Source organism: Asanoa hainanensis (assembly GCF_900188485.1).
Taxonomy (GTDB): Bacteria; Actinomycetota; Actinomycetes; order Mycobacteriales; family Micromonosporaceae; genus Asanoa; species Asanoa hainanensis.
This window is the reverse complement of sequence record NZ_FZPH01000017.1, coordinates 154,726-177,711: the sequence shown is the minus strand read 5'-3', so window position 1 is coordinate 177,711 and position 22,986 is coordinate 154,726. Positions and strand designations below refer to the sequence as shown.

Sequence of the window (22,986 nt, the reverse complement as noted above, 5' to 3'; positions counted from 1 at the left end):
GGCGACGCCGAGGACGTCCAGCACAGCTTGATGCAGCGCCTGCATGACGCCTTGCTCGACCCATTCGGTGAACCGGCGATGCGCGGTCGCCCGGGAGATCGGGAACGACTCCGGCAACGCGTCCCACGCGCAGCCGGTCTGCAACACGTACGCGATCGCCGCTACCGCAACCCGATCATCGATCCGCCGCCGCCCGCCACCCTGATGCCTTTGCGGGTGCTCGGGCAGCAGCGGCTGCACCAGATGCCACAACGACTCCGGGCAGTACTTCTCCACATCACTCACGCTCGTACAACGAATGATGTTGGACTACAACAACCCCAAATGAGACGCGGTCTAAGGCCGAGCTCGACGAGGCCGTCGTGCGGATCGGGGCGCACCGGGCCAGTGGCGTGCAGGGCGACGTGAAGGACCTGGCCGACCTCGATCGGCTCTTCGACACCGTCGCGGCCGACGGGCGGCGGATCGACGTGCTGTTCGCCAACGCGGGCGGGGCGCCGATGGCTCCGTTGGCCGTGGTGACCGCGGAGGACTTCGCGCACACCACCGACCTCAACCTGCGCAGCGCGCTGTTCACCGTGCAGAAGGCGTTGCCGCTGCTCAACGACAAGGCCTCGGTCATCCTCTGCACGTCGACCACCGCCAGCCGGGGTGCCGCCGGCGTCGGGCTCTACTCGGCCGCCAAGGCCGGCGTCCGGTCGTTGACCCGCAGCTGGGCCAACGAGCTGAAGGACCGTGGCATCCGGGTCAACGCGATCGCGCCGGGCGTCACCGACACGTCGCTGGTGCGGGGCAACGCGCCTGCCGGAATCAACCCGGACGAGTTCCTCGCGATGCTGGCCACGATGGTGCCGCTCGGGCGCAACGCCCAGGTGGCCGAGCAGGCCGCGGTGGCCCTGTTCCTGGCCTCGGACCAGAGCAGCTTCATGACCGGGTCCGAGCTGTCGGTCGACGGCGGCGTCAACCAGATCTAGCCACCGCGACGGCGGTGCGGACGAGCCGGTCGCGTTCGGCCGAGCCGGTGGTCTGCGGCCAGGCCATGACGATCTGCCGGGCCGGCACGTCGACCACCGGCACGGCGACGACGGACGAGCCCAGCCGGTCGGTCACGCTCGCCCCGGACAGGACCACGAGCTCGCCGAGTGCGATCCGGTCGACCAGCTCGTCCAGGGCGAGCCCGGGTGGTTGCGGCTGGAACAGCCGGTCGCCCTCGAGGTCGGCGAGGATGAGCTTGTCGTACGCGGCGAGCGGGTGGTCGGCCGGGACGAGCGCCACCTGGGTCTCCTCGGCGAGGTCGACCGCGTCCAACCCGTCGAAGTCCTCGCTGCTGCACATGAACGCCGCGTCGGCGGTGCCGGCGCGCACGGCGGCACCGGTGTCGGTGGTGAAGTGCACCTCGACCGGCACCGAGCCGGGGCCGTCCCGGTAGGCGTCCAGCATCCGGCCGAGCAGGCGTGCGCCGGTGCCGGCCGGGGCGGCGAGCACCAACCGTTCCGGCCGGGCCGCGCGCTGCGTACGCCGTACCGCGTCGTCGACATCGGCAAGGATCTTGCGGCTCTCCCGCAGGAACACCTTCCCGGCCGGGGTGAGGTCGACCCGCCGGCTGGTGCGCTCGAAGAGCGGCGCGCGCAACCGGCGCTCGAGCCGGCTGATCGCCCGGGACAGCGGCGGCTGCGCCATGCCCAACTGCTCGGCCGCGCGGCCGAAATGCCGCTGCTCGGCGACGGCGACGAAGTAGACGAGGTCCCGGACCTCCGGTCGATCCATACCGCAACGGTACCGATCACAGCCGAGTCCGGACACGGCCCACGAATGCCGAATTGCCCACATTCGCGGCGATAGGCTGGCCCTGACCGACCTGAAGGAGTTGGCAGTGGCCACGTACCTGATCACGCACGAGGTCGACGACGTCGACGCATGGATGGCTTCGCCCAAGCGCAAGGAAGCGTTCGGAACGATAGGCGTCAAGGTCCGCGAGTTCGTGGACCCGGCCGGCTCCAACCGGATCGGCCTGATCGCCGAGATCCCGGACCTGGCCGCGTTCCAGGCGTTCATGTCGTCCCCCGAGGCGGCGGCCGCGATGAAGCACGACGGCGTGCGCCCCGAAACGCTCCTGATCCTCCGCGAGGGTTGAAAGATCTCCCGTGGTGGTGTCGGATCGGGGCGGCCGCGTTCGTGGCAGGGGTGAGCGGTCGCCCACGAGGGGCACCACCGCGAACGGGAGATGAGCCGAGATGCAGTACCTGTTCTCTGTGATCCACGATGCGGCGACGCTGGCCACCGACGACGAGATGGCCGCGATCGACGTGTTCAACGACAAGCTCGTGGCCGACGGCCACTGGGTCTTCGCCGGCGGCCTCGGCGGGCCCACGACGGCGACCGTCATCGACAACCGCGGCGGGGACGCGCTGTTCACCGACGGCCCGTTCCTGGAGTCCAAGGAATACCTCGCCGGCTTCTGGATCGTCGAGGCCGAGGACCTGGACGTCGCGCTCAAACTGGCCGCCGAGGGCTCGAAGGCGTGCAACCGCAAGGTCGAGGTGCGGCCGTTCCTGTGAGCGACGTCGACGCGGCGGTCACCCGGGCCCATCGGGGGGAGTGGGCGCGGGTGGTCGCCGCACTGACCCGCCGGTTCGGCGACCTCGACATCGCGGAGGAGGCCGCCGCCGAGGCGTTCGCGACCGCGGTCGAGCGGTGGCCGACCGACGGCGTACCCCCGAATCCCGGTGCCTGGCTGACCACCACCGCCAATCGCAAGGCCATCGACCGGATCCGGCGGGAGAGCAAACGCGACGACAAACAGAAGGAGGCTCAGCTGTTGTACGACGACGACCCGCCCGAGCCCCTCGGTGTCATCGACGACGAGCGCCTCCGACTGATCTTCACCTGCTGCCACCCGGCGCTCGCCATGGAGACCCGCGTGGCGTTGACGCTGCGCATGGTGGGCGGCCTGACCGTCGCCGAGATCGCCCGCGCCTTCCTGGTGCAGGAGCCCGCGATGGGACGGCGGATCACCCGCGCTAAGGACAAGATCAAGGCGGCCCGCATCCCGTACCGGGTGCCGTCGGCCGAGGATCTCCCGTCGCGCGTCTCCGGCGTACTTGCCGTGCTCTTCCTCGTCTTCAACGAGGGCTACCTGGCGACCGGTCCGGGCACCGATCCCGTGCGCCACGACCTGACCGCCGAGGCGATCCGGCTCACCCGGCTGATCCGGGCGCTGCTGCCGGACGACGGTGAGGTGGCCGGGCTGCTGGCGCTGATGCTGCTCACCGAGGCCCGCCGCACCGCCCGCGTCTCGGCCGCCGGGGAGCTGGTCACGCTCGACGAGCAGGACCGCGGCGCGTGGGACACCACGCTGGTCGCCGAGGGTCATCGACTCGTGCGCGAGCGCATCGCGACCGGGGTGCCACCGGGCCGCTACCAGCTCCTCGCGGCGATCAACGCCGTGCACACCCACGCCCGCGACATCCGCGACACCGACTGGTCGCAGGTCGTCGCCCTCTACGACCAGCTCGCCCGCCTCGACCCGTCGCCGATCGTGGCGCTCAACCGGGCCATCGCGGTCGCCGAGCTCGACGGTCCGGACGTGGCGCTGGCGGCCGTCGAGCGGCTGGAGGACCGGTTGGCGGGCTATCACGCGTACCACGCGACCCGCGCCGACCTGCTACGCCGGTTGGGCCGGAGCCCCGCCGCGCGCGCCGCGTACGACCAGGCCATCGCGCTGGCGGGCAACACCGCCGAGACCGCGTACCTGACCCGCCGCCGCGACCAACTGGCCCGACCTTAACAAAATTAAGATCGACATCTTGAAAGTTTAGAATCAGGCGCGTACAACTTTAGATATGACAGATCAGCCGCTGGACTGGCAGGAGCTCACGAACCTGACCCGGGGCCAGCCGTTCGTCGTCGAGCGGGTGCGCCTGGCGGGCAACGGCGTGGCGATCGAGGGCGAGTTCGAGCCGCCGCAGCTGGCTCAACTCGGGGTCGAGGACCAGGTCTTCGTCACGGCGTTCGTGCGCTGCCACGGCTCCATCAAGGAGATGGAGCGGATCTTCGGGGTCAGCTACCCGACGATCAAGTCGCGGCTCAACCGGATCGCCCAGGTGCTCGACTTCGTCGAGACCGACCCGGCGCCGTCGCGCACCGACGTCATCGACCGGCTGCGCCGCGGCGAGCTCACCGCGCAGCAGGCATTGTCCGAATTGGAGGGTCGCGCGTGATGCCACAGTTGGTCACCGTCCGGGTCGAGCGCCCGGCCGGTCGCCCCGTCCGGCTCTGGGTTCCGGTGCTCCCGATCGCGCTGGTGCTGTTGCCGGTGCTGGTCCTGGCCGCCGGATTGGCGTTGGTGGCCGCCGTCGTCTACCGCGTCAACGTGCTGACGGCGCTGGCCGGCGGGTGGCGCGTCTTCTCCGCGCTGCGTGGCACCCAGATCGACGTCGCGCACGGCCGCACCGCCGTGCTCGTCGCCATCCGATAGTCCGTACGACAGGAAGGTCCCGATGAACGAACAGCGCAAGGACATCCTCGACCTGCTGGCCGAGGGAAAGATCACGGCGGTCGAGGCGGAACAGCTCATCGCGGCACTCGAACGGGGCCAGCCAACGGCCGCGCCGGGCGCCGAACCCCGCCCGAAGGCCAAGGCGAAATACCTGCGGGTGCAGGTCGACGCGGTCGAGGGCGGCGAACAGGCGCGGGTCAACGTGCGGGTGCCGCTGCAACTGCTCCGCGCCGGCGTGAAGCTGGCGGCCCTGATCCCTCCGCAGGCCCTGAGCCAGGCCACCGTCGAGCTCAACAAGTCAGGCGTGCCGTTCGACCTGACGCAGCTCAAGCCCGAACAGTTGGAGGAGCTGATCGAGCACCTCGACGAGGTGACGGTGGAGGTCGACCAGCCCGACGCGAAAGTCCGCGTCTTCTGCGAGTAGCGGCGGGACGGACCCCCGAGAGGGTGCGCGAACACCCTCCCGAGGCCGCGTCCGCCAGAGCAGAGCACGGTTGAACTGCGAACTTTCATTCTAACCATCGACCGGCGTACGCCGGATGGGTCACTGGCTCATCCGGCGGCCGCTTGGGCAACCGGCTCGACGCGCGCGTGGGGCCAGCGCCGTTCGATGAGGGCGCACAGCCAACCCGCCACCGTGACGACCAGGGCCAGCGCGACCCAGCCGAGCTTGCCGCCCTCGATGCACAGCGTGATGACGACGACCGGGGCCACGGCCTCCACGAAGCCGTGGCCCAGGCCGACCACGCCCTGGTACTGGCCCTGTGCCTCGGGTCGGGCCAGGGCGAAGGACAACTCGAACGTGCCCGCGGCCTGCCAGACCTCGGCCAGCGAGTGCACGAGCACCGCCACCAGCAGCAGCGCCACCGTGACCCAGGCCGACGGTCCGGACGCCAGGGCCATCAGGATCCAGGCCACCAGGAACAGCGGGCCGGAGCGGGCCAGCAGGCGGGCCGCCGTGCGGGGGCCGTCGATCGATCGGGTCGCCGGGATCTGGGTGACGGCCACCGTGACCGCGGCGACGAACAGGACCAGCGCCGCCATCGAGCGGGGTGCCGCCGTCCGCAGGACGATCCACACGGGAAGCGCCTGGATCAGCACCCAGTACTGCAGGCTCGCGACCGACGAGGCCGCGGTGAAGGCCAGATAACGCCGGTCCCGCAACGCCAGCCAGCGGCCCTCGGACGAGGTGGACCGGGTAGGTGCGAGGTGCGGCAGCCGGGCCAGCACGGCGGCCGCCACCAGGAACGTCACCGTGTCGGTCAGGACCATCAGCACGTACGCGGGTCGGCTGTCGACGGCCAGCACCACGGCGGAGCCGAGCATGCCCACCGCGAGGCCCACGTTGGTGACCGCCCGCAGGTACGTGCGCAGCGCCGGGCCCTTCCCCTCCTCGGCCAGCACGCCGATCAGCGCGCCGCGGGCGCTGCCCGAACCCGCCCGGCCGATCGCCGCGACCGTCGCCACCAGGATCAGCGTCCACACGTCGCGGACCAGCAGCAGGCCGACGCTGGCCACGGCCTCCAGCAGCATCGAGGCGATGACCACCTCGCGGGCGCCGCGCCGGTCGGCCTGGTCGCCGACGAAGATCCCGGCCCCGAAGCCGATCAGCGATCCGACGGTCAGCCCGATGCCGGCGGCCGCCGGGCTGAGTCCAGCCGACCGGATGAGGAAGATCGTGCCCGCGGACAGGAACAGCCCCATGCCGACGGTGTTGACGAGGGTCGACCACGCCAGCAACCGTTGTCGGGGGTCCTGCGGGCCGCGCAGGTCGGCGAGCGGTCTGGTCAGCAACATGGTGCGACCGTAAGGTTTGACACGGGTGTCAAGGTCAAGAGTGGACGATGCTGATCAATCAGTTGGCTCACCGCACGGGCGTGAGCACGCGGGCGCTGCGGCACTACGACGGCCTGGGGTTGCTGTCGTCGCGGCGGCTCGACAACGGCTACCGCGACTTCGCCGAGGCCGCCGTCGAGGAGGTGCGCCGGATCCGGCTGCTGCTCGACATCGGCCTCCGCCTGCAGGCGGTGGCGCAGGTGCTGCCGTGCTTCGACCGCGACGGAGCCCTGACCGCCTGCCCGACCGCCCGCGAACGGTTGCGGGGCCAGATCCGCGAGCTCGACAGCTCCATCGCCGAGCTGCAGCGCACGCGCGGGTTGCTGGCCGGCGCGCTGGACGACCTGGTCGAGCTCTAGCCGTGCGTTAGCAGTAGCCCTCGTGCAGGTACGGCCGCTGCCCCGGCTCGCCGATCTCCAGCGGGATGTCGACCGCGGCCGGTAGCTGGTCGAGGGTCGTGTTGGGCAGGACGAACTCGTGCCCGGTGTAGCGCTGCCGCACCGACTGGGCGGCGGCCGGTGCGCAGACCAGCGGGTGGGCGTAGGTGTTGTAACCGATCCCGACACCGGTGTTCAGGAAACCGGCGTCCTGGCACTGATACAGCACCGCCCGCAGCGCCGAGGCGTTGCGGGGGCCCGCATAGCGCTCGTCGAAGTTGGCGAAGCATTGCGTGGACTGGGCGCCCTCGTACGGCGACGGTCCGGCGGCGGCCAGCGCGTCGAGGAAGTCGGCGTCGCAACCGATGTCGGCCGAGGGCCACTCGCCGCCGAGCAGGGCGTCGCGCCGGCAGCCGGTCACGTGCTCGAAGGCGTCGACGACGTCCTCGCCGCGCGTCAGACGGTCGTAGGAGCGCTCGAGGTCACGCAGCGCCGTGCGCGGGATGCCCAGGTCGACCAGGCGGAACCATTGTGCGAACGTCGGCACCTTCGCGTGTACGCCGCGGGGGAGGGTGTAGACGGCGAGGTCCGTCGGATAGGGCCAGGTGTCCAGGCCGGGATAGCCGACGTACGACAGGATGCCGACGCCGACCTTCGCGGGCTCGTCGCCGTACCGCTGGCGCAGCTTCAGGTAGGCCTCGAGGTTGGTGCTGGACCCGGCCCAGGCGTACGCGAAGCCGGCGGGGTAGAGGTTGCTGTCGCCCCGGCCGTGCGTGGTGCCGAACAGGGTGGGTGCGACGCAGCGGACCTGCCGTGCCTGCCAGGCGGCCCGATACTCGCTCGGGGCGCTGATGCAGCGCTGACCGGCGGTGGCCGGTGTGCCGGCGACGAGCGCGCCGGTCACGGCGAGGACGACGGCGCAGAGGGAGGCGAGCATCCGGCTGTGGCGCATCGACGGCTCCTAGCGGTCCGGTGTCCCGCCAGTCTCCATGGTCACGCCACCGATGTCGATGCCTCTCAGCGGCGGCCGGGCCAGGTCTTCCAGTTGGCGAGGACCGGCCCGAGCTGGGTCTCCTCGTACGCCAGGTGCTCGAGTAAATGATCCGACAGGGCCCGCAGCGCCGCGACGAGCTTGCGCCGGGGCGCGGCGTCGTTGCCGCCTAGTTGGCGCGCGGCGCCTTCGACCTCGTACAGCATGTCCTCGACGAGGCGGTGGTCGGCCTTCAGCTTGGCGACGGTCGCCTTGAGGTGCGGGGCGGCCCGGACGACGGCGGGGAACAGCGCCTCGTCCTCGTTGTGGTGGTGGTTGTGCACGACCTGGCAGTAGCTGAGGCAGTTCACCCGGAGCTGGAACAGCGGCCCGTTGCTCTTCAGCTTGGTCAGCCCGGCCCGGACGTTCTTGGCGGGTGCCCCACTGGCCGCGGCGTCGGCCAGCTTCCGGACGGCCGCGAGATCCCGCTTGAGCATGTTGTGCACGGACTTCAGCTCGTCGAGCAGGGGGTTGCGGCCTTTCATCGGGCAAGCATGACCGACGTGTCGGTTCAAAAGCCCCGGTTGGTGACCTATATCCCGTCGCCGGCTAGTTGATCTATCCTGCGGTGTGCACATCGACGACATCGTCGCGGCCCGGGCCCGCTCCCGCGAGCGTGCCGCCACGCGCCAGCCGGGCCCGCCGATGCCCACCGAAGATCGTCTCATCGGCGGTGTGCCGGTCCGCGTCTATCAACCCTCCGCCGGGCCCGTGGTGGTCTACCTGCACGGCGGCGGGTTCGTCTTCTGCGATCTGGAGACCCACGACGCGCTGGTACGCCGGCTCGCGGCGGCTACCTCAGCGTGCGTGGTGGCGGTCGACTACCGCCTGGCGCCGGAGCACCCGTGGCCGGCGGCGGTCGACGACGCGGTCGCGGTCATCACGGCGCTGGCCGCTGGGGACCACCCGGTCGCGGTGGCCGGCGACTCGGCCGGCGGCATGCTCGCGGTGCTGGCCACGCTCCGGCTACCTGAGGTCCCGCTGCTAGCCCTGCTGTTGATGTGCCCCAACGCCGACCCGACGCTGAGCTCGCCGAGCGTCACCGAGTTCGGCGGCGCACTGCTGCGGGAGTGGATCGACCTGTGGCTGCCGGACCCGTCGGTGCAGACCTCGGCGGAGGTCAACCTGCTCGCCGCCGACCTGCGCGGCCTGCCACCGACGCTGCTGGTCACCGCCGAGCTCGACGCGCTGCGCGACGAGGGCGAGGCCCTGGCCGCCCGACTCGCCGACGCGGGCGTCCCGGTGCGGCACTGGCGCGAAGCGGGCGCGGAACACAACTACCCGACCCTGCGCGACACCTCACCGGCGGCCGCGGCGGCCGAAGACCGCTACCTCACCGCGGCGGCCGAGCTACTCGCGAGGACACCAGGTGGTAGAGGCACCGCCAGTCCGCGACACCGTCCGCAGCGTGGAACTGCCCAGGGGTGATCCGCACGGCCCAATCTAACGCCCGACCGTCAGTGGCTGACGCGGCGTCCGGGTCCGCCGTAGAGGTGGACGCGGTGGTCGACATCGTGGTCGGGTTCGTTGTCAGCGAGACGAGCGTTGCCGTTGCCGACGGTGACCAGCCAGTCCTCATAGGACCAACTGGGGTCGCATTGGCAGCCACGGAAGCGGAAATTGGCCCGGTAGCGGCCGACCTGGCCGTCGGTGAGGGTGAACAGGCGGGTCGCCGCACGGGGTCTGGGGTATGCCGCCCAGCCGGGCAGCCGTTCGACGGTGGCCGCTGAGCCGTCGACGGCAAGCCACAGATCGAGGTCGCGGGCCAGCTCCAGGCCACCGGCGAACACGGTGTCGCGGCGTGCGTAGCCGTCCGCCTCGGCGAAGACGACGTCGTGGACCACCACCGTTTCGCCGGACGGCAGCGAATCCGGAAGGGCCAGCGGGCGCACCAACCCACGGCGGGCGTTGGCTTGCGGCGCGCCGCGCCCGCCCACGCTCCACCGCGCGCGTACCCGCTGAATGACGATCACACCCCAACCATCGCTCACCGGGGGTCGGCCAGGCCAGCGGATATCGGCTTTGACCGCCGCTCGCCTACGATGCCCACCTTGACGTCCGCCAAGACGAGGGGTGAGTCCCGGTGTTCCTCGACGAAGAGCGGTTTCCGTTCCTGGGGCCGTTGCGGACCGCGTGGGCCGACATCCGCGACGAGTGCCTCGCCCTTCGTGACGAGTCGTTCGAGCCGTGGGTGCAGCGGGAGATGTACGGCACCGGCTGGAGCGTCTACGGCCTGGTGGCGTTCGGCACGCGCATCGATGGGGCGCTCGCGGCCTGCCCGCGTACGGCCGAGGCGTTGGAGAAGATTCCAGGTCTGACGACGGCGGGGTTCTCCCGGATGACGCCGGGGACGCACATCAAGCCGCACGAGGGATGGGTGACGACGGTTTACCGGGCGCATCTGGGTCTGGTGGTCCCGGTGGGTGACTGCGCGCTGCGGGTCGGGTCGCGCGTGCGCAACTGGTCCGAGGGTGGGGTGATGGTGTTCGACGACACCGCCGAGCACGAGGCCTGGAACCGGACCGCCGACAGCCGCACCGTTCTGCTGTTCGACTTTCTTCGCCCGGGGCGCACGATGGCCGACCTTGATCCGATGCCCCCCGAGGTGGCTGCGATGGTGGAGCGCCGCGGCATCGCGTGAGCAAAACGCCGTTTTTCCGATTGAGCGCTGGGCATCGTGCGTACGATCAAGATGCATCGGCTGTTTGGAGGGCCGAGATGTCCTACAACGTGCCGGAAGGCAGTGCTGATCTGGAGTACGCCCCGGAGGGCGGTGTGTACGTTCCCAACAAGGATGGCGTGACCACCTGGTTCAACGGGGACGTGTACTCGGTCAAGCTGACCGGTGAGCAGACCGGGGGCAACGTCGGTCTCGTGGTGGCGACGGTGCCCCCGGGTGGTGGGCCGCCGCCGCACGTGCACGGGCATACCGACGAGACCTTCTACGTCGTCGACGGTGAGCTCGACTTCCTCGACGTCGACAAGACGTTCACCGTCGCGGCCGGTGACGTCGTGTTCCTGCCGCGCGGGCGGGTGCACCGCTTCTACAACCCCGGACTGCTGCCGGCCAAGCTGGTGTTCGTCTACACCCCGGGCGGGGTGGAGGGGGTGTTCGCCGAGGGTGGTGACGAGCCGCAGCCCGGCGTGCAGGTGCAGCCGTGGCCGCCGGAGCGGATCGACGAGCGGCTGATCAACCTGCTCGCCGCACACGACACCACCGTGCCACCGCAATAGCGGCCCGCACCACCGTTCCCTACCAGTTCTCGACGAGATTCTCCCCGAACAGGGTGTCGCCCTTGGCCGGGTCGTGCATCGGCGCGGTCGCCAGCACGGCTCCGCTCGCGTCGAGCGCCCGCAGGGTCACGTCGCCGCGGTAACGGACCTCGACGACTCCCGCGCCGTCGGTGAGCGCGTTCGTCTGCCACACCTTCCGCCCCTTCGCCAGGGCTTCGACCCGGACCGTTCCTGGCGGGGCGAGTACGAGCAGGTTGTCGGTCCGGACGGCGCCGAGGTCTTTTCTGGCGGGTACGCGTACCCCCATCAGCTCGGACGACGCTGTTGCCGTCGTGGCCGCCCACGACATCGTGGGTACGAAATCGCCGCCCGGCTCGTCCGGCTGGTAGTGCCGACGGGGTGCCGGCGTGGATCCGGTCGCGACCATGAAGAAGTCGGCGTCTCCCACCTGGAGTACCGCGGGGCCCGCCCCCGAATCCTGGCTGACCAGCACGGCGGGGACCGGTCGACCGTCGACCCCCGGCACCGAGCCGCCCCAGCGCACGACGGGGCCGCCCGCACGGAGCCCGGTGTGCTCGACCAGCGAGCGGTAGGCGCCCATCGCGGTACTCGCGGTGGCCGGATCCACGTTTCCCCTCGCCGCCTGGACATCCGGCGGGAAGATCTCCGTCTTGCCCGCGGTGCCCTCGTCGTGCAACCCCTGCCACGTCGCCGGACCCTGGGACCGCACCACGCCGTCGCAGGTGACCCGCCACAACTCGTTGGCGGGCGCGTCCCTCGTCAGGAGGTAGCCGCTGGTCGGCGATGGCCGCCAGGTCCGGCGTACCGTGCCGTCCGGCTGGATGACGCCGTCGCTGGAACTGTCCACCGTGCACCCGTCCGGAGCCAGCGCGAGCGAGAACTGGGTCCACGTCGCCATGGCGCCGCCCCAGGACTCGGCGTTCTTCGTCAGCGGATCCACCCAGCCGCTGCTGACCCCGCTGCTGCCGACGAGATCGGCCGCCGACGCGCCAGGCCCCGCGGTCCGAGTGACGAGCATCGCCGCGGACGTCGAGTAGTAGGCGACGGCGACGAAGCGCGAGCCGGGGAAGTCGTGCGCGAACAACACCTTGATGCGCGGCGGGTTCGTGCCCACCAGGTCCAACCCGTTGACCATGCTGCCGGTCTTGCTGAACTCCCGCACGAGGTCCTGGAGCAACGGCTGGTCGCCGGCGAGGTTGCCGCGGGTGGGTGAGTTGATCAGCCGCCAGGTCCACTCCGAGGTGACCGGTTTGCCTTCGAACGGCTGCGGCGGCCCGGGCGGCGTCCCGTCCCACCGGCCGGCGTTGAGGGCGGCCGGCCCGGCCAGCGCCATCGTCAGGGCCACGGCCAGGGCGGCGCCCAGCCCGCGCAGCCAGGCGAGCCGCCGCCGGCGGGCGCGGCGCAGCACCGCCTCGTACGGGTCGGCGTCCGAGGTCACGGTCGCGGCGAGCCGGTCGAAACCCGTACGCAAGTCTTCGGCGTTCATGCCTGGCCTCCTCGAACCGCTTCCACCTGACGGCCCGTGACCGGCGGCGCGAGCAGGACCCGCAGCCGGGCCAGCCCACGGGCTGCCTGACTCTTGACCGTGCCGACCGAACAGCCGAGGACGGCCGCCGTGTCCGCCTCCGACAGGTCCTCCCAGTAGCGGAGCACCAGCACCGCGCGCATCCGGACCGGAAGCTGACCCAGCGCGGTGAGCAACTCGTCGCGCTCGACCACCGCGTCGGCGGAGTCGGGCCGCCACCGCTCGGGCACGAAGGCGGTGAGCAGCTCCCGCGAGCCGATCCGGCGCCACCGCGCGGTCCGGTCGTTGACCATGGTCCGGCGCAGGTAGGCCATCGGGTCGTCCACCCGGGACCACCGCCGCATCACCTTGACGAGAGCGTTCTGCACCAGATCCTGAGCGGCGTCGCGGGACCCGCTCAACAGGTACGCGGTGCGCAACAGATCCACGTACCGCACCCGTACGAACTCTCGGAACCCATCGTCGTCGTCCACCCGACCTCCTCGCGGAACACCCTGTCATCGGCATGGATGCGGAACGACCGTGAAAGGTTGCGACCCGGCAGACTGTTCGTCGTGCCCGTCATCATCGCCGTGCTCGGCGACATCACCACGCAACCGGTCGACGCCATCGTCAACCCGGCCAACAGCGCGATGCGCGGAGGCGCCGGCGTGGACGGCGCGATCCACCGCGGCGGCGGCCCGGCGATCCTGCGCGACTGCGTCGCCCGGTTCCCGGACGGGCTCGCGACCGGAGAGGCCGGCTGGACGACGGCCGGGGATTTGCCCGCCCGATGGGTGATCCACACGGTCGGCCCGAACTACAACGCCGGGCAGCGGGATCGTTCGCTGCTGGTGTCCTGCTATCGACGCTCGCTCGAGACCGCCGACGAGCTCGGCGCGCGCAGCGTCGCGTTTCCGCTGATCAGCGCAGGCGTCTACGGCTGGCCGCGCGCCGACGCGATCGCCGCGGCGGTCGAGACCATCGCGACGACCGCCACCCGCGTGGAGGATGTGCGGCTGGTCGCGTTCGACGAGGCCGGCTACCGGCCACTGCGCGCGGCGGTCCTGCTGCGTTGCCCACCGCCGGTCGGCGAGGGCACGGTCGGTTCGCTGTTCGAGCGCCAGCCGACCCAGTTCGGCCTGCGCGGTGACGCGTACCTGTGGCGTGAGCTTCGTGCCCGGTTCGCCGATACGCCGCTGCCGGAGGACTGGTTCGCGCTGCGGAAGCTTCTCGTCGACGCCATCGAGGAGGTCGTCGGGGAATCACTAACGAAGTCGTGGCACGACAGCTCGGCCGCTGTGTATGTCCCGGATTTCGACCCGGGGCACGGCATGTCCGCGGGCGGCGTGCACCTTCCCTGGTGGGCGCACACCGGGGTGCCGGTCGTGCTCGACCGTTACGAGGCCACGCGTCGAGCTCAGTAGCGGTCGAGGTTCTGGCTCGGCGCCATCACGATGCGCGGGTTGGCGGCCGGATCCAACCACTCAAGGACGCGCAGAAGGTTGGTCTGGGTCAGGGAGACGCAGCCGGCCGTGGCGCCGCTGCCCGCGACGTGCAGGAAGATGCCGCTGCCGCGGGCCGGGTTGGCCACCTTCACCGGGATGTTGTAGTTGATGACCGCGAAGTAGTTGTACTGCGGCACCTCCTCCCACAACGCCTCGCTGAAACCACCCGGGTCGCCGCCGTGCTCGAAGCTGTTGTACGCGGCCGAGTCCGGGTTCTCGTTCCACCAGTCGTCGGTCACCAGCTTGTGGTATTTGTATTTGACGCCGGGGTTCGCCCGCACACCGTACATTGTGGATCCAAAGCTGTAGACGCCCGTCGGTGTGGTGGCGACGCCTTCCTTGTGGTTGTCGGTGAATCCCTTGGAGCCGATCCGCGCGTTCATCTTGCCGAACTTGGACCGCCACGCGCCGTCGGTCTTCTCGAACGTCTCCAGGGACGCGTAGCTGGTGCCGTACCCGCTGCTGTAGACGATGACCACCTGGCGGGTGCTCGCCGGAAGGGTGCGTAACCGGGACGCGAGATTGCTCGGTGGGGCCGGCTTCTTGGTCGCCTTCACCGCCGGCAGCGGCGACGGCGTGCGGGACCGGCCGAGCCCGACCGAGGCCGGCGCGGTGGCGTCGACCGTCGCCGAGGTGTCCGCCGAGGTGTCCACCGAGGCGGTGCGGGCCGGGTCGGCGCAGGACGACAGGCCAAGCGCGCTCACCAGCGCCGCCACGATGAACCCGAGTGCGGCTTTTCGCACGCTATTCCTCCAAGGTGCTCGCGACGCTACGACGGGTCAAGAACGTGAAGATGTTATGGCGGCCGTACGTTCGTGTGGCTGCCGGGCCGCTGATGGCTGCGGGTGCGTGGCCGGTCACTCCGCGCGGCGTGTGACATTCCCGCAGGTGGTGGCGCTCTCCTTCCCGTGAAGCAGCACACCAGGGCACGCGCGTGGAGCTGATGGTCGAGCCGGCCGCGCCCGTCGACCTTTCCGGCGCCGTGGCCGCCGCGCAGGGCGGTGACGAGCGCGCCTTCCGGGAGTTGTTCCGGGAGGTGCAGCCCGCCCTGTTGCGCTACCTGCGCGGCCTGATCGGCGAGGACGCCGAGGACGTCGCGTCCGAGACGTGGCTGCAGGTGTGCCGCGACCTGCCCCGGTTCTCCGGCGACTACGCCAACTTCCGGGCCTGGACCGCGACGATCGCCCGACACCGCGCGATGGACCACGTCCGGCGCCTGCGCCGGCGCCCCAGCCTCGCGGTCCCGGTCGAGACGCTCGCCGACCTGGCCAGCGGCGCCGACACGGAGTCCGAGGCGGCCGACGCGGTCGCCACCGGCGCCGCGATCGCCCTGGTCGCGTCGCTGCCCGCGCAGCAGGCGGAGGCGGTGCTGCTGCGGGTCGTGATGGGACTCGACGCGGAGACGGTCGGGCGGATTCTCGGCAAGCGGCCCGGCGCGGTGCGCACCGCCGCCTACCGCGGCCTGCGCCGGCTGGCCAGCATGCTGCCGGAGGAGCCGGCATGACCTGGCCGGATCGCCGGGCCGCGGAGCGCCTGATCGACGGTGCCGACGCCGACACGCCGCTGGGTCGACTGCTGGCCCACGCGCGCGGGCCGGCCGCTCCGCACGAGCTGCTCGGCGAGCAGCAGGCGGCGGCCATGTTCCGCGCCGGTGGCGGCGCCCCGGGGTCGGTCCGGAAGCGGCGCACGCTGTCCCGGGTGCTGGCGGTCAAGGTCGCCGTGGTCGGTGCGCTGCTGACCGGCTCGGGCCTGGCGGTCGCCAGCGCGACGGGCACGCTGCCGCTGCCGGTGCGCGACACACCGCGGCCTGCTCCGGCCGTGCCGCCCCGGCCGGTGGACGCCCCCACCGGCGCTCGACAGCAGCCATCGCCCGGCCCGCCCACGGCGCCGCCGGCGATCGGGAAGAGCAAGGGGCCGAACGAGCATGCCCGTTCGCCACACCCGCGCGGGAACACGGCCCACCCCACCCCCGGTCGGAAGAACGGCAAAAGCCCGAACCCCGGAGGTAACGGACGGTGAGCGCCGACATCTTCGTGGACGGGACCGGGCGGCGCCGCCGCGTCCTCACCTGGGTGTCGGTGACCGCCGCGGCCCTGCTCGTCGGCGCCCTCGGCCTGCTCGCCGCGGGCTTGTTCACGGGAGCGCCGCTGCCGCTGCGCGGGTGGACCGACGGGCCGACCGGGCCGGACAGCGCGGTGATCGGCCCGGCGCCGACGCCAGCCCCGCCAGCTTCCCGCCCGACCACCCAGCCCGGCACCGACGGGGCCCGCACCACCTCCACGCCAACCGCCCCAGCGAACGCCACCGCCGCACCCGCCGCGACGACGGATCGACCGGGCCGGGGCAACGGGCGCGGCAACCGGCCGACCGCCAAGCCCAGCCACCCACAACCCAAAGCCGACTGATGCCCGACGGATACCGGCCGCGACACGTTTCGCGGCGCGATCCCCGCGCCCACTGGGTGCTGTTCGCGCTGGGGCTGCTCGTCCTGTTGGCCGGCCTCGCGTTCAACGGCTACGCGCGTGGCGGCGGCGGTGGGTCCGGCCGGGCCGGACCCGTCACGCAGGTGCCGACCCCGCTGTCCTGGCCGTTCGTCCGGAGCGACCCCGGCGGCCTGACGACCAGGGCGCTGCCGCCCCGGACCATCGCGCTGACCTTCGACGACGGACCGGATCCACGATGGACACCGCAGGTGCTCGACGTGCTGCGCAGGCACCAGGTGCCGGCCACGTTCTTCGCCGTCGGCTCCCGGGTCGACGCGGATCCGGCTCTGGCCCGGCGGATCGTGGCCGAGGGGCACGACCTCGGCTCACACACCTTCACCCACGCGGACCTCAGCTCGGCCGCACCGTGGCGGCGACGACTGGAGCTCTCCCTGACCCGCAACGCCATCGCGGGCGCGACCGGTCGCCAGGTCGTCCTGTTCCGGCCTCCGTTCTCGTCGCGCCCCGGCGACGTCGGCTCCCGTGACCTCGCCGCCCTGCGTGACGTCACCGACCAGGGCCAGATCGCGGTGCTCGCCGACCTCGACACCAACGACTGGCGGCGGCCCGGCGTCGACGCGATCGTGCGCGCGGGCACGCCCGCGGACGGGGCCGGTGCCGTGCTGCTCATGCACGACGGCGGCGGCGACCGGTCCCAGACCGTCGCGGCGCTCGACCGGCTGATCCCGCTGCTGCAGGATCGGGGCTACACGTTCACCACCGTGTCGGCCGCCCTCGGCACACCCGCGTCGGCCGCGTCGACGGGGGACCGGCTCCGCGGCACCGCGTTGCGCTGGTTCCAGGCGCTCGGCTCGGGGCTGTCCACCGTGATGACCTGGCTGCTGGCGGTGGCCCTGGTGCTCGGCCTGGGCCGGCTCGCGTTCCAGGCCGGTTGCGCGTGGTGGCACGCCCGGCGCCGGCACCCGCCCAGCCGCGCCGTGTGGTCGCCGGTCTCGGTCATCGTCCCGGCGTTCAACGAGGCCGCCAACATCCGGGCGACCGTGCTTTCGCTGGTCGGCGGCGACCATCCGTCGGTCGAGGTGATCGTCGTCGACGACGGCTCCACCGACGGCACGGCCGACATCGTCGAGCGCCTCGGCCTGCCGGGCGTGCGGGTGGTGCGGCAGCGCAACGCCGGCAAGCCCGCGGCGCTCAACACCGGCATCGGGTACGCGCGGGCCGACCTGCTGGTGCTCGTCGACGGCGACACCGTGTTCCAGCCCGACACCATCCACCGGCTCGTGCAGCCGTTCGCGGACCCTCGGGTCGGCGCCGTCTCCGGCAACGCCAAGGTCGCCAACCGGCGGCGCCTGCTCGGCCGCTGGCAGCATCTCGAATACGTGATCGGCTTCAACCTCGATCGCCGGATGTACGCGGTGCTGCGCTGCATGCCGACCATCCCCGGCGCGGTCGGCGCATTCCGTCGGGCCGCACTGCGCGACGCCGGCGGCGTGCCCGGCGACACGCTCGCCGAGGACACCGACCTCACCCTGGCGTTGCACCGGGCCGGTTGGGAGATCGCGTACGCCGAGCGGGCCATCGCCTGGACCGAGGCACCGGCGACCCTGCGCCAACTGTGGCGCCAGCGCTACCGCTGGGGCTACGGCACGATGCAGGCGATGTGGAAGCACCGGGCGGCGCTGCGCGAACGCGGTGCCGGCGGGCGGCTCGGTCGGCGTGCCCTTCCGTACCTCGTCGTCTTCCAGGTCCTGCTGCCGTTGGCCGCGCCGGCCGTCGACGTCTTCGCCGTCTACGGGCTGCTGTTCCTGCCGGCGTACCAGCTCGCCGCAGGCTGGTTGCTGTTGCTGTTGCTGCAGGCGGTGACCGCCGGGTACGCGCTGCGCCTGGACGGCGAGTCGCTCCGGCCACTGTGGAGCCTGCCGTTGCAGCAGGTGCTCTACCGCCAGATCATGTACCTGGTGGTGGTGCAGGCCGCGGTCACCGCCGTGCTCGGCAGCCGGTTGCGCTGGCACCGGATGGCCCGCACGGGCGCGGCAGCCGCACTCGCGTCGGACCACGGCCGCCCCTAGCATGTCCCGGTGGCCCGAGGTTTCGACAGTTTCCGGTCCCCTCGCCGGCGTTCGCAGGGACGACAAGGTGGAGGTCGACTTCGGTGCCGGTCCGCGTCGCGTGCCCCGATCGGTCGTCGCGCTGAACCTCACCGCTGGTGGGCTGGTGCCGGCCGAGGGTCGGGTCGACTGGTCGCAGCTGTCGGCGTTGCCCGCGCTGCGCACGATGACGTGGTCGGGTCCCGACCGCGGGCTCGTCGCGGCGCTCACCATCCACGACATCCGCTTCCTGGAGTGGCACGACGCGATCGGTCGACTCGACCTCAGCAGCACCAGGCTCGACACCGTGCGGTTGTCGGGCACCGGGCTCGACAGCGTCCGCCTGTCCGGGTTGACCAGGACGCTGCTGGTTCGCCGCCCACCGGCCGCACTCCGCGTCGAGGCACCGGAGCAGGGGGAGCGGCTGGACCTGCGGTGGTTCTGCTACGACGGTGCGCTCTCGATACCGGACGGTTTGGCCCGGGTCCCGACCCTGTGGTTGTGGGCCGGCGCGGGGGTGTCGATGCGGGCCCTGTCCAGTCTGACGAACTTGCGGGACCTGCGGCTGACCCTCGACGCAGCGCCCGGTGTGGTGTCGGACCTCGACGAGCTCGGCCGGCACGAGCGGCTGCGCCGGCTCCAGCTGGGCGACGCGTACGGCCTGGACCCGGCGACGCTGCCGGACCTGCCGGCCCTGCGTGAGCTGGAACTGCACGGGACCAGGGACACGATCGTCCGGGCGCTCCAGGCCCGCTTCGCGAGCGGCGGCGGCCCGGTCGAGTTGTCCGTCACGGGCGCGAAGTCGCAGGAGTGGCTGGCGCGGTTTCTCCACAACCCGCTCCAGGACTGGGTCGACGAGTCCGAGCCGTTCGCCCGCGCGGCCTGTGAGGCGTACGAGGAGTTGGTGCGCGTGGCCGAGTCGGTCGCGCCGGACGCACCCGATCGGATGGCGTCCCTCGAGTGTGCGCTCCGCGGGTTCGTCGCTCGGCTCAACGCCCTCGACGAGGAGTACGAGCTGATCGACACGATCCTGCGCGAACACGCGTGGGTCGTCTACGCGGCGTTGGCCGAGCGCCTCCAGGTGCCCGCCGAGCTGGCCGAGGAATGGTTCGACGACACCCGCGACTGGTGAGCCACAACAGTTCCACAACAGCTGCCGCCTAGAAAGAGGGCCTCGACCTAGGAGGCGATGGTGATGGGCAAGGCTGTGGTGGCCGCGATCGCGGTGGGCCTGGTGGCGTCGCTCGTTCAGGCTCAGCCGGGTCTGCCCGAAAAGCCCGGTTGCTCCGGGCCGCGGCATCTGTCGGTCGACGACGTCAGCGCTCCCGAGGGCGACACCCCGGCCAGGGAATGGACCGAGTTCGTGTTCCAGGTGACGAGCAGCGGCTGCGGCGTACCCGTGGTGGTGCCGTTCGAGGTCAGTCCGATCGACAGCACCGACTGGCTCGACCTGGTGCCGCGGATCGGCGCCATTCGGTTCGGTGAGGGCGACCTGGAGCCGAAGCGGATCACCGTGCAGGTCCGGCCCGACAACTGGGCCGAGCACGACGAGATCTTCGCCGTCTGGATCAAGCCGCCGGCCGAACACGGCGCGGTGATCGACAAGTGCGTCGGCGCAGGGAAGATCCTCAATGACGACTTCGGGATCGTGCTCTCGCCCAAGATCGGCTCTCGCCTGCACTGCTCAGAGTGAGCGGCGGCGAAGCTGCGCGCGGGCGCGGTCGGCGGTGTGCTCGTCGGCGAGGTCGTCCGCGATGGCCACCGCCTCGTCCAGCGGCTTGCCGGCCTCGGCGTCGCGCCCGGCGTCGATCAGGGTCGCGCCGATCTCGACCAACGTCCGCGCCTCGTAGCGCCGGTTGCCCGCCGCCCGGCGCAACGCCAGCGCGGCCGCGAACGCCTCCAGGGCCGCGTCGAGTGCCCCGGTCGTGCGGTGCGTCTCGCCGATGCCGTGCTGGATCGCGGCTTCGAGGCGCCGGTCGTCCGCCTCCTGCGCGAGGAGCAGGCCGCGCCGCAGGTGGTGCAGGCTCTGGTCCGGCTGCCCGACGCGGGCATAGAGGTGGCCGAGGTTGTTGAGCGCGAGAATCGCGCCGAGGGTGTGCGCGTTGCCGACATGCACGGTGTACGCCTCGTGGCAGGCGCCGATCGCCTCCTCGAACCGGCCGAGCTCGCCGAGGGCCGCCGCGACATTGTTGTACGCGTGCCCGATCCCACGCCGGTCGTCGGCCGCCGCCATCAGCCGCAGCGCTTCGCGGAGGTGGTCGAGGGCCGCCTCGTACTGCCGCGCGGCGATGTGGGCCACCCCGAGCCCGCTGCGCATCAGCCCTTCGACGACCGGGTCGCCGGCCCGCTGCGCCGCCGCCAGCCCCAGCTGGTTGACCGCGACCCGGCTGTCGGCGTAGCCGCGCGACTCGAAGTAGCCGCTGACGAGGTAGCTGAGCTGCCAGACCACCTGGTCGTGACCGTGCCGCAGGGCGAACGCCGCCACGGGTACGAGGTTGTCGCGCTCGCCGTCGAGGAACGCGAGCACCTCGTCCGGGTCGGTGCCGAACGGCAGCTCGCGGGGCGGGTGCGCCGGCGTGGCTTCGACCCGGTCCCGGCCCCGGTCGAGCGCCCGGTTGGCGGCCGACGCCACGGCCAGGTACCAGTCGAGCAGCCGCCCGACCGCGCGGGACGTCTCGGGGTCGTCGCCCGCGCATTCCACCGCGTACCGCCGCATCAGGTCGTGGAAGCGGTAGCGACCGACGGCGACCTCGCTGAGGAGGTGCGCGGCGGCCAGTTCATCGACGCCGCGCCGGCCGCGCCCGTGCGTGTCGTCGACGATCGCGGCGGCCAGCCACGACGAGACCGTGCCGCCCGGATGCAGCCCGACCAGCCGGAACATCCGCGCGGCCGGGTCGCTCAGGGCCTCGTAGGCGCTCGCGAACACCGCCCGCACGCTGCGCGCGTCCCCGTCGACGGCCAGCGCGTCGAGCCCGCCCTGGTCCAGCTCGGCCACGAGCTCGGCGATCGGCTGGCGCGGCCGGCCGGCCAGGCGCGCGCCGGCGACCCGCAGGGCGATCGGGATCCGGCCGCACAGCTCGACCAGCCGGTCCGTCGCGGCGGCCTCGGCCGCCACCCGTTCGCCGCCGACCACCTGGGCGAGCAGCGATCGGGCGTCGCGCGGTCCGAGCGCGTCGAGTTCGACGTGCCGCACGCTGTGGTACGCGGACGCGGCGGCGAGCCGGTGCCGGCTGGTGACCAGGATCCGGCTGTGCGGCGAGCTGGGCACCAGCGGCAGGACATGGTCGGCGGTGCCGGCGTTGTCGAGCACGACCAGCGTTCTCCGGTCGTGGACCAGCGACCGGTAGTGGGCGACCCGCTGCTCGACCGAGACCGGCAGCCGGTCGGGCGGGACGCCGAGGCCGTCGAGCACCCGCGCGATCACCTCGCCCGGGGTCAGCGCCGTGTCCGGGTCGTGGCCGCGCAGGTCGACGAACACCACGCTGCCGGGGAAGCGCTCCGCCACCTCGTGCGCCCACTCGACGACCAGCGCGGTCTTTCCGATGCCGGCGGGACCGCGTACCACCATGAGCTGGCTCGTCCGGTCCGTGAGCCAGTGCGCGAGCGCGTCGAGCTCCGGGGTGCGGCCGGCGAAGTGCCCGACCCGGGGCGGCAGCCCGGTCGTCGTCGGGCCGCGCGGCTCCCCGCGCAGGATCGCCGCGTGCAGGTCGGTGATCCGCGCACCCGGGTCGACGCCGAACTCCTCGGCGAGGTGCTCTCGCAGCCTCTTGAACCGGTCGAGGGCGTCGACGTGTCGTCCACAGTGGAAGAGTGCCCGCATGAGCAGCTCGACCAGCCGTTCGCGGGTGGGGTGGGCGGCGGCGAGGCGTTCGAGCTCGGCGACGGCCTCGGCGTGGCGGCCCAACCGCAGCGTGGCGTCCCAGAGGTCCTCGGTCGCCGTGAGCCGGATCTCCGCCAGTCGCTCCGTCTCGGCGCGTCCCCAGCCGTCGGGCTCGCCGTCGGCCAGGGCGTCGCCGCGCCACCAGGCCAGGCTTTCGGTGAGCAGCGCCACGGCCCGCTCGGGCTCGTTGGGCATCGTCGCGCGGGCAGCGCGTACGCCGTCTTCGAACCGATGGGCATCGACGTCCGTGCGGGGGAGCGCCAGTTGGTAGCCGGGCTCCCTGGTGAGCAGGACTCCGGGCAGGCCGCAGGACTCGAGCGCCTGGCGGACGCGGGAGACGTGGCTGTGCAGGGTGCGCACCGCCGTCCGGGGCGGGTCGTCGCCCCAGAGCGCGTCGACCAGCCGGGAGCGGGGGACGACCGTGCCGGCGCCGAGCGCCAGGAGGGCGAGCAGGGTCCGCTGCCGGGCGCCGACGAGTGCGGCCGGTCCGGCGGGACCCTCGACGGTGACCGGGCCGAGCACGCGCACCCAGGGTGACACGCGAACACCGTGGCACAGGGGTGTGGC

The 22,986-nt window shown here is 72.0% G+C and carries 27 protein-coding genes and 1 pseudogene; 18 read left to right on the top strand and 10 right to left on the bottom strand.

The genetic code is table 11. The features are described from left to right. Nucleotides 1–285, bottom strand: a 285-nt coding sequence (locus tag CHC05_RS32975) for a transposase (RefSeq protein ID WP_144022648.1), incomplete at its 3' end; no start/stop codon positions are given. A gap of 59 nt (nucleotides 286–344) precedes the next feature. On the opposite strand from CHC05_RS32975, the pseudogene CHC05_RS32970 reads away from it, so the two are divergent. Beyond that, nucleotides 345–974, top strand: a pseudogene (locus CHC05_RS32970) (SDR family NAD(P)-dependent oxidoreductase); the annotation flags it as partial. Here the strand turns inward: CHC05_RS32970 and CHC05_RS32965 are convergent. Continuing rightward, nucleotides 961–1,767, bottom strand: coding sequence for a LysR family transcriptional regulator (locus tag CHC05_RS32965; protein WP_179266484.1), 807 nt, complete (start codon nucleotides 1,765–1,767; stop codon nucleotides 961–963). The pseudogene CHC05_RS32970 and the gene CHC05_RS32965 overlap by 14 nt on opposite strands. A gap of 106 nt (nucleotides 1,768–1,873) precedes the next feature. Here CHC05_RS32965 and CHC05_RS32960 point away from each other — a divergent pair, with 106 nt between their 5' ends. From CHC05_RS32960 to CHC05_RS32935, 6 genes are all read left to right on the top strand, one after another. Beyond that, entirely contained in the window at nucleotides 1,874–2,134 is a 261-nt protein-coding gene (locus tag CHC05_RS32960) for a hypothetical protein (RefSeq protein ID WP_179266483.1), read from the top strand. A gap of 100 nt (nucleotides 2,135–2,234) precedes the next feature. Next, nucleotides 2,235–2,558, top strand: a complete 324-nt coding sequence (locus tag CHC05_RS32955; protein ID WP_089254536.1) for a YciI family protein — start codon at nucleotides 2,235–2,237, stop codon at nucleotides 2,556–2,558. Next, entirely contained in the window at nucleotides 2,555–3,787 is a 1,233-nt protein-coding gene (locus CHC05_RS32950) for an RNA polymerase sigma factor (RefSeq protein WP_089254535.1), read from the top strand. The genes CHC05_RS32955 and CHC05_RS32950 overlap by 4 nt, the downstream gene beginning before the upstream one ends. 55 nt (nucleotides 3,788–3,842) lie before the next feature. Next, nucleotides 3,843–4,220, top strand: a complete 378-nt coding sequence (locus CHC05_RS32945; protein WP_089254534.1) for a DUF2089 domain-containing protein — start codon at nucleotides 3,843–3,845, stop codon at nucleotides 4,218–4,220. Beyond that, nucleotides 4,220–4,477: a hypothetical protein gene (locus CHC05_RS32940; RefSeq protein WP_218824764.1), complete on the top strand. Its 258-nt coding sequence runs from the start codon at nucleotides 4,220–4,222 to the stop codon at nucleotides 4,475–4,477. The genes CHC05_RS32945 and CHC05_RS32940 overlap by 1 nt, the downstream gene beginning before the upstream one ends. A gap of 22 nt (nucleotides 4,478–4,499) precedes the next feature. Continuing rightward, the gene (locus CHC05_RS32935; protein ID WP_089254532.1) at nucleotides 4,500–4,922 is read left to right on the top strand and encodes an SHOCT-like domain-containing protein; all 423 of its coding nucleotides are present in this window, start codon (nucleotides 4,500–4,502) and stop codon (nucleotides 4,920–4,922) included. A 128-nt stretch (nucleotides 4,923–5,050) separates the two neighbouring features. Here CHC05_RS32935 and CHC05_RS32930 read toward each other — a convergent pair whose 3' ends face one another. Beyond that, nucleotides 5,051–6,295, bottom strand: a complete 1,245-nt coding sequence (locus tag CHC05_RS32930; protein ID WP_089254531.1) for an MFS transporter — start codon at nucleotides 6,293–6,295, stop codon at nucleotides 5,051–5,053. A 47-nt stretch (nucleotides 6,296–6,342) separates the two neighbouring features. Between CHC05_RS32930 and CHC05_RS32925 the strand changes: the two genes are divergently transcribed. Continuing rightward, complete coding sequence (locus tag CHC05_RS32925) at nucleotides 6,343–6,693, top strand: MerR family transcriptional regulator (RefSeq protein WP_089254530.1); 351 nt, start codon at nucleotides 6,343–6,345, stop codon at nucleotides 6,691–6,693. A 7-nt stretch (nucleotides 6,694–6,700) separates the two neighbouring features. On the opposite strand, the gene CHC05_RS32920 is transcribed toward CHC05_RS32925, so the two are convergent. Both CHC05_RS32920 and CHC05_RS32915 read right to left on the bottom strand, forming a co-directional pair. Continuing rightward, nucleotides 6,701–7,663, bottom strand: coding sequence for a hypothetical protein (locus tag CHC05_RS32920; RefSeq protein ID WP_089254529.1), 963 nt, complete (start codon nucleotides 7,661–7,663; stop codon nucleotides 6,701–6,703). A 65-nt stretch (nucleotides 7,664–7,728) separates the two neighbouring features. After that, on the bottom strand, nucleotides 7,729–8,226 hold the full coding sequence (locus tag CHC05_RS32915) for a hemerythrin domain-containing protein (protein ID WP_179266482.1): 498 nt from the start codon (nucleotides 8,224–8,226) through the stop codon (nucleotides 7,729–7,731). 85 nt (nucleotides 8,227–8,311) lie between these two features. Between CHC05_RS32915 and CHC05_RS32910 the strand changes: the two genes are divergently transcribed. Then, nucleotides 8,312–9,169 (top strand): alpha/beta hydrolase, encoded by an 858-nt coding sequence (locus CHC05_RS32910; protein WP_218824763.1) that lies wholly within the window; start codon nucleotides 8,312–8,314, stop codon nucleotides 9,167–9,169. Nucleotides 9,170–9,198: 29 nt separating this feature from the next. Here CHC05_RS32910 and CHC05_RS32905 read toward each other — a convergent pair whose 3' ends face one another. After that, entirely contained in the window at nucleotides 9,199–9,714 is a 516-nt protein-coding gene (locus tag CHC05_RS32905; protein ID WP_245871339.1) for a hypothetical protein, read from the bottom strand. 110 nt (nucleotides 9,715–9,824) lie between these two features. Between CHC05_RS32905 and CHC05_RS32900 the strand changes: the two genes are divergently transcribed. Both CHC05_RS32900 and CHC05_RS32895 read left to right on the top strand, forming a co-directional pair. After that, nucleotides 9,825–10,382, top strand: a complete 558-nt coding sequence (locus tag CHC05_RS32900; protein WP_089254528.1) for an aspartyl/asparaginyl beta-hydroxylase domain-containing protein — start codon at nucleotides 9,825–9,827, stop codon at nucleotides 10,380–10,382. Nucleotides 10,383–10,459: 77 nt separating this feature from the next. Next, nucleotides 10,460–10,975, top strand: a complete 516-nt coding sequence (locus tag CHC05_RS32895; protein WP_089254527.1) for a cupin domain-containing protein — start codon at nucleotides 10,460–10,462, stop codon at nucleotides 10,973–10,975. 19 nt (nucleotides 10,976–10,994) lie between these two features. Here the strand turns inward: CHC05_RS32895 and CHC05_RS32890 are convergent, their stop codons facing one another. Continuing rightward, nucleotides 10,995–12,482, bottom strand: a complete 1,488-nt coding sequence (locus CHC05_RS32890) for a hypothetical protein (RefSeq protein ID WP_089254526.1) — start codon at nucleotides 12,480–12,482, stop codon at nucleotides 10,995–10,997. Beyond that, nucleotides 12,479–12,994: a SigE family RNA polymerase sigma factor gene (locus tag CHC05_RS32885; protein WP_089254525.1), complete on the bottom strand. Its 516-nt coding sequence runs from the start codon at nucleotides 12,992–12,994 to the stop codon at nucleotides 12,479–12,481. The genes CHC05_RS32890 and CHC05_RS32885 overlap by 4 nt, the downstream gene beginning before the upstream one ends. A gap of 81 nt (nucleotides 12,995–13,075) precedes the next feature. Here CHC05_RS32885 and CHC05_RS43315 point away from each other — a divergent pair, with 81 nt between their 5' ends. Beyond that, nucleotides 13,076–13,927, top strand: a complete 852-nt coding sequence (locus CHC05_RS43315) for an O-acetyl-ADP-ribose deacetylase (RefSeq protein WP_089254550.1) — start codon at nucleotides 13,076–13,078, stop codon at nucleotides 13,925–13,927. Here the strand turns inward: CHC05_RS43315 and CHC05_RS32875 are convergent. Further along, entirely contained in the window at nucleotides 13,921–14,751 is an 831-nt protein-coding gene (locus CHC05_RS32875; RefSeq protein ID WP_089254524.1) for a L,D-transpeptidase family protein, read from the bottom strand. The genes CHC05_RS43315 and CHC05_RS32875 overlap by 7 nt on opposite strands. A 200-nt stretch (nucleotides 14,752–14,951) precedes the next feature. Between CHC05_RS32875 and CHC05_RS32870 the strand changes: the two genes are divergently transcribed. The 6 genes from CHC05_RS32870 to CHC05_RS32845 all read left to right on the top strand — a co-directional run bounded on the left by CHC05_RS32870 (nucleotide 14,952) and on the right by CHC05_RS32845 (nucleotide 20,232). Then, nucleotides 14,952–15,512 carry an RNA polymerase sigma factor gene (locus CHC05_RS32870; protein ID WP_089254549.1) on the top strand — a complete coding sequence of 187 codons (561 nt, stop codon included), beginning with the start codon at nucleotides 14,952–14,954 and terminating at the stop codon, nucleotides 15,510–15,512. Then, a complete protein-coding gene (locus tag CHC05_RS32865; protein ID WP_089254523.1) occupies nucleotides 15,509–16,027 on the top strand; it encodes a hypothetical protein in 519 nt (172 codons plus the stop codon). The genes CHC05_RS32870 and CHC05_RS32865 overlap by 4 nt, the downstream gene beginning before the upstream one ends. Continuing rightward, entirely contained in the window at nucleotides 16,024–16,413 is a 390-nt protein-coding gene (locus CHC05_RS32860; RefSeq protein WP_089254522.1) for a hypothetical protein, read from the top strand. The genes CHC05_RS32865 and CHC05_RS32860 overlap by 4 nt, the downstream gene beginning before the upstream one ends. Next, the gene (locus CHC05_RS32855; protein WP_089254521.1) at nucleotides 16,413–18,521 is read left to right on the top strand and encodes a bifunctional polysaccharide deacetylase/glycosyltransferase family 2 protein; all 2,109 of its coding nucleotides are present in this window, start codon (nucleotides 16,413–16,415) and stop codon (nucleotides 18,519–18,521) included. Before CHC05_RS32860 ends, CHC05_RS32855 begins: the two co-directional genes overlap by 1 nt. A 67-nt stretch (nucleotides 18,522–18,588) precedes the next feature. After that, nucleotides 18,589–19,671, top strand: coding sequence for a hypothetical protein (locus tag CHC05_RS32850; RefSeq protein ID WP_089254520.1), 1,083 nt, complete (start codon nucleotides 18,589–18,591; stop codon nucleotides 19,669–19,671). Nucleotides 19,672–19,734: 63 nt separating this feature from the next. Next, nucleotides 19,735–20,232: a hypothetical protein gene (locus tag CHC05_RS32845; protein ID WP_089254519.1), complete on the top strand. Its 498-nt coding sequence runs from the start codon at nucleotides 19,735–19,737 to the stop codon at nucleotides 20,230–20,232. Here CHC05_RS32845 and CHC05_RS32840 read toward each other — a convergent pair. Then, nucleotides 20,224–22,959, bottom strand: a complete 2,736-nt coding sequence (locus CHC05_RS32840; RefSeq protein ID WP_179266481.1) for an AfsR/SARP family transcriptional regulator — start codon at nucleotides 22,957–22,959, stop codon at nucleotides 20,224–20,226. The two genes, CHC05_RS32845 and CHC05_RS32840, sit on opposite strands and share 9 nt — an antisense overlap. Between the last annotated feature and the right edge of the window lie 27 nt (nucleotides 22,960–22,986).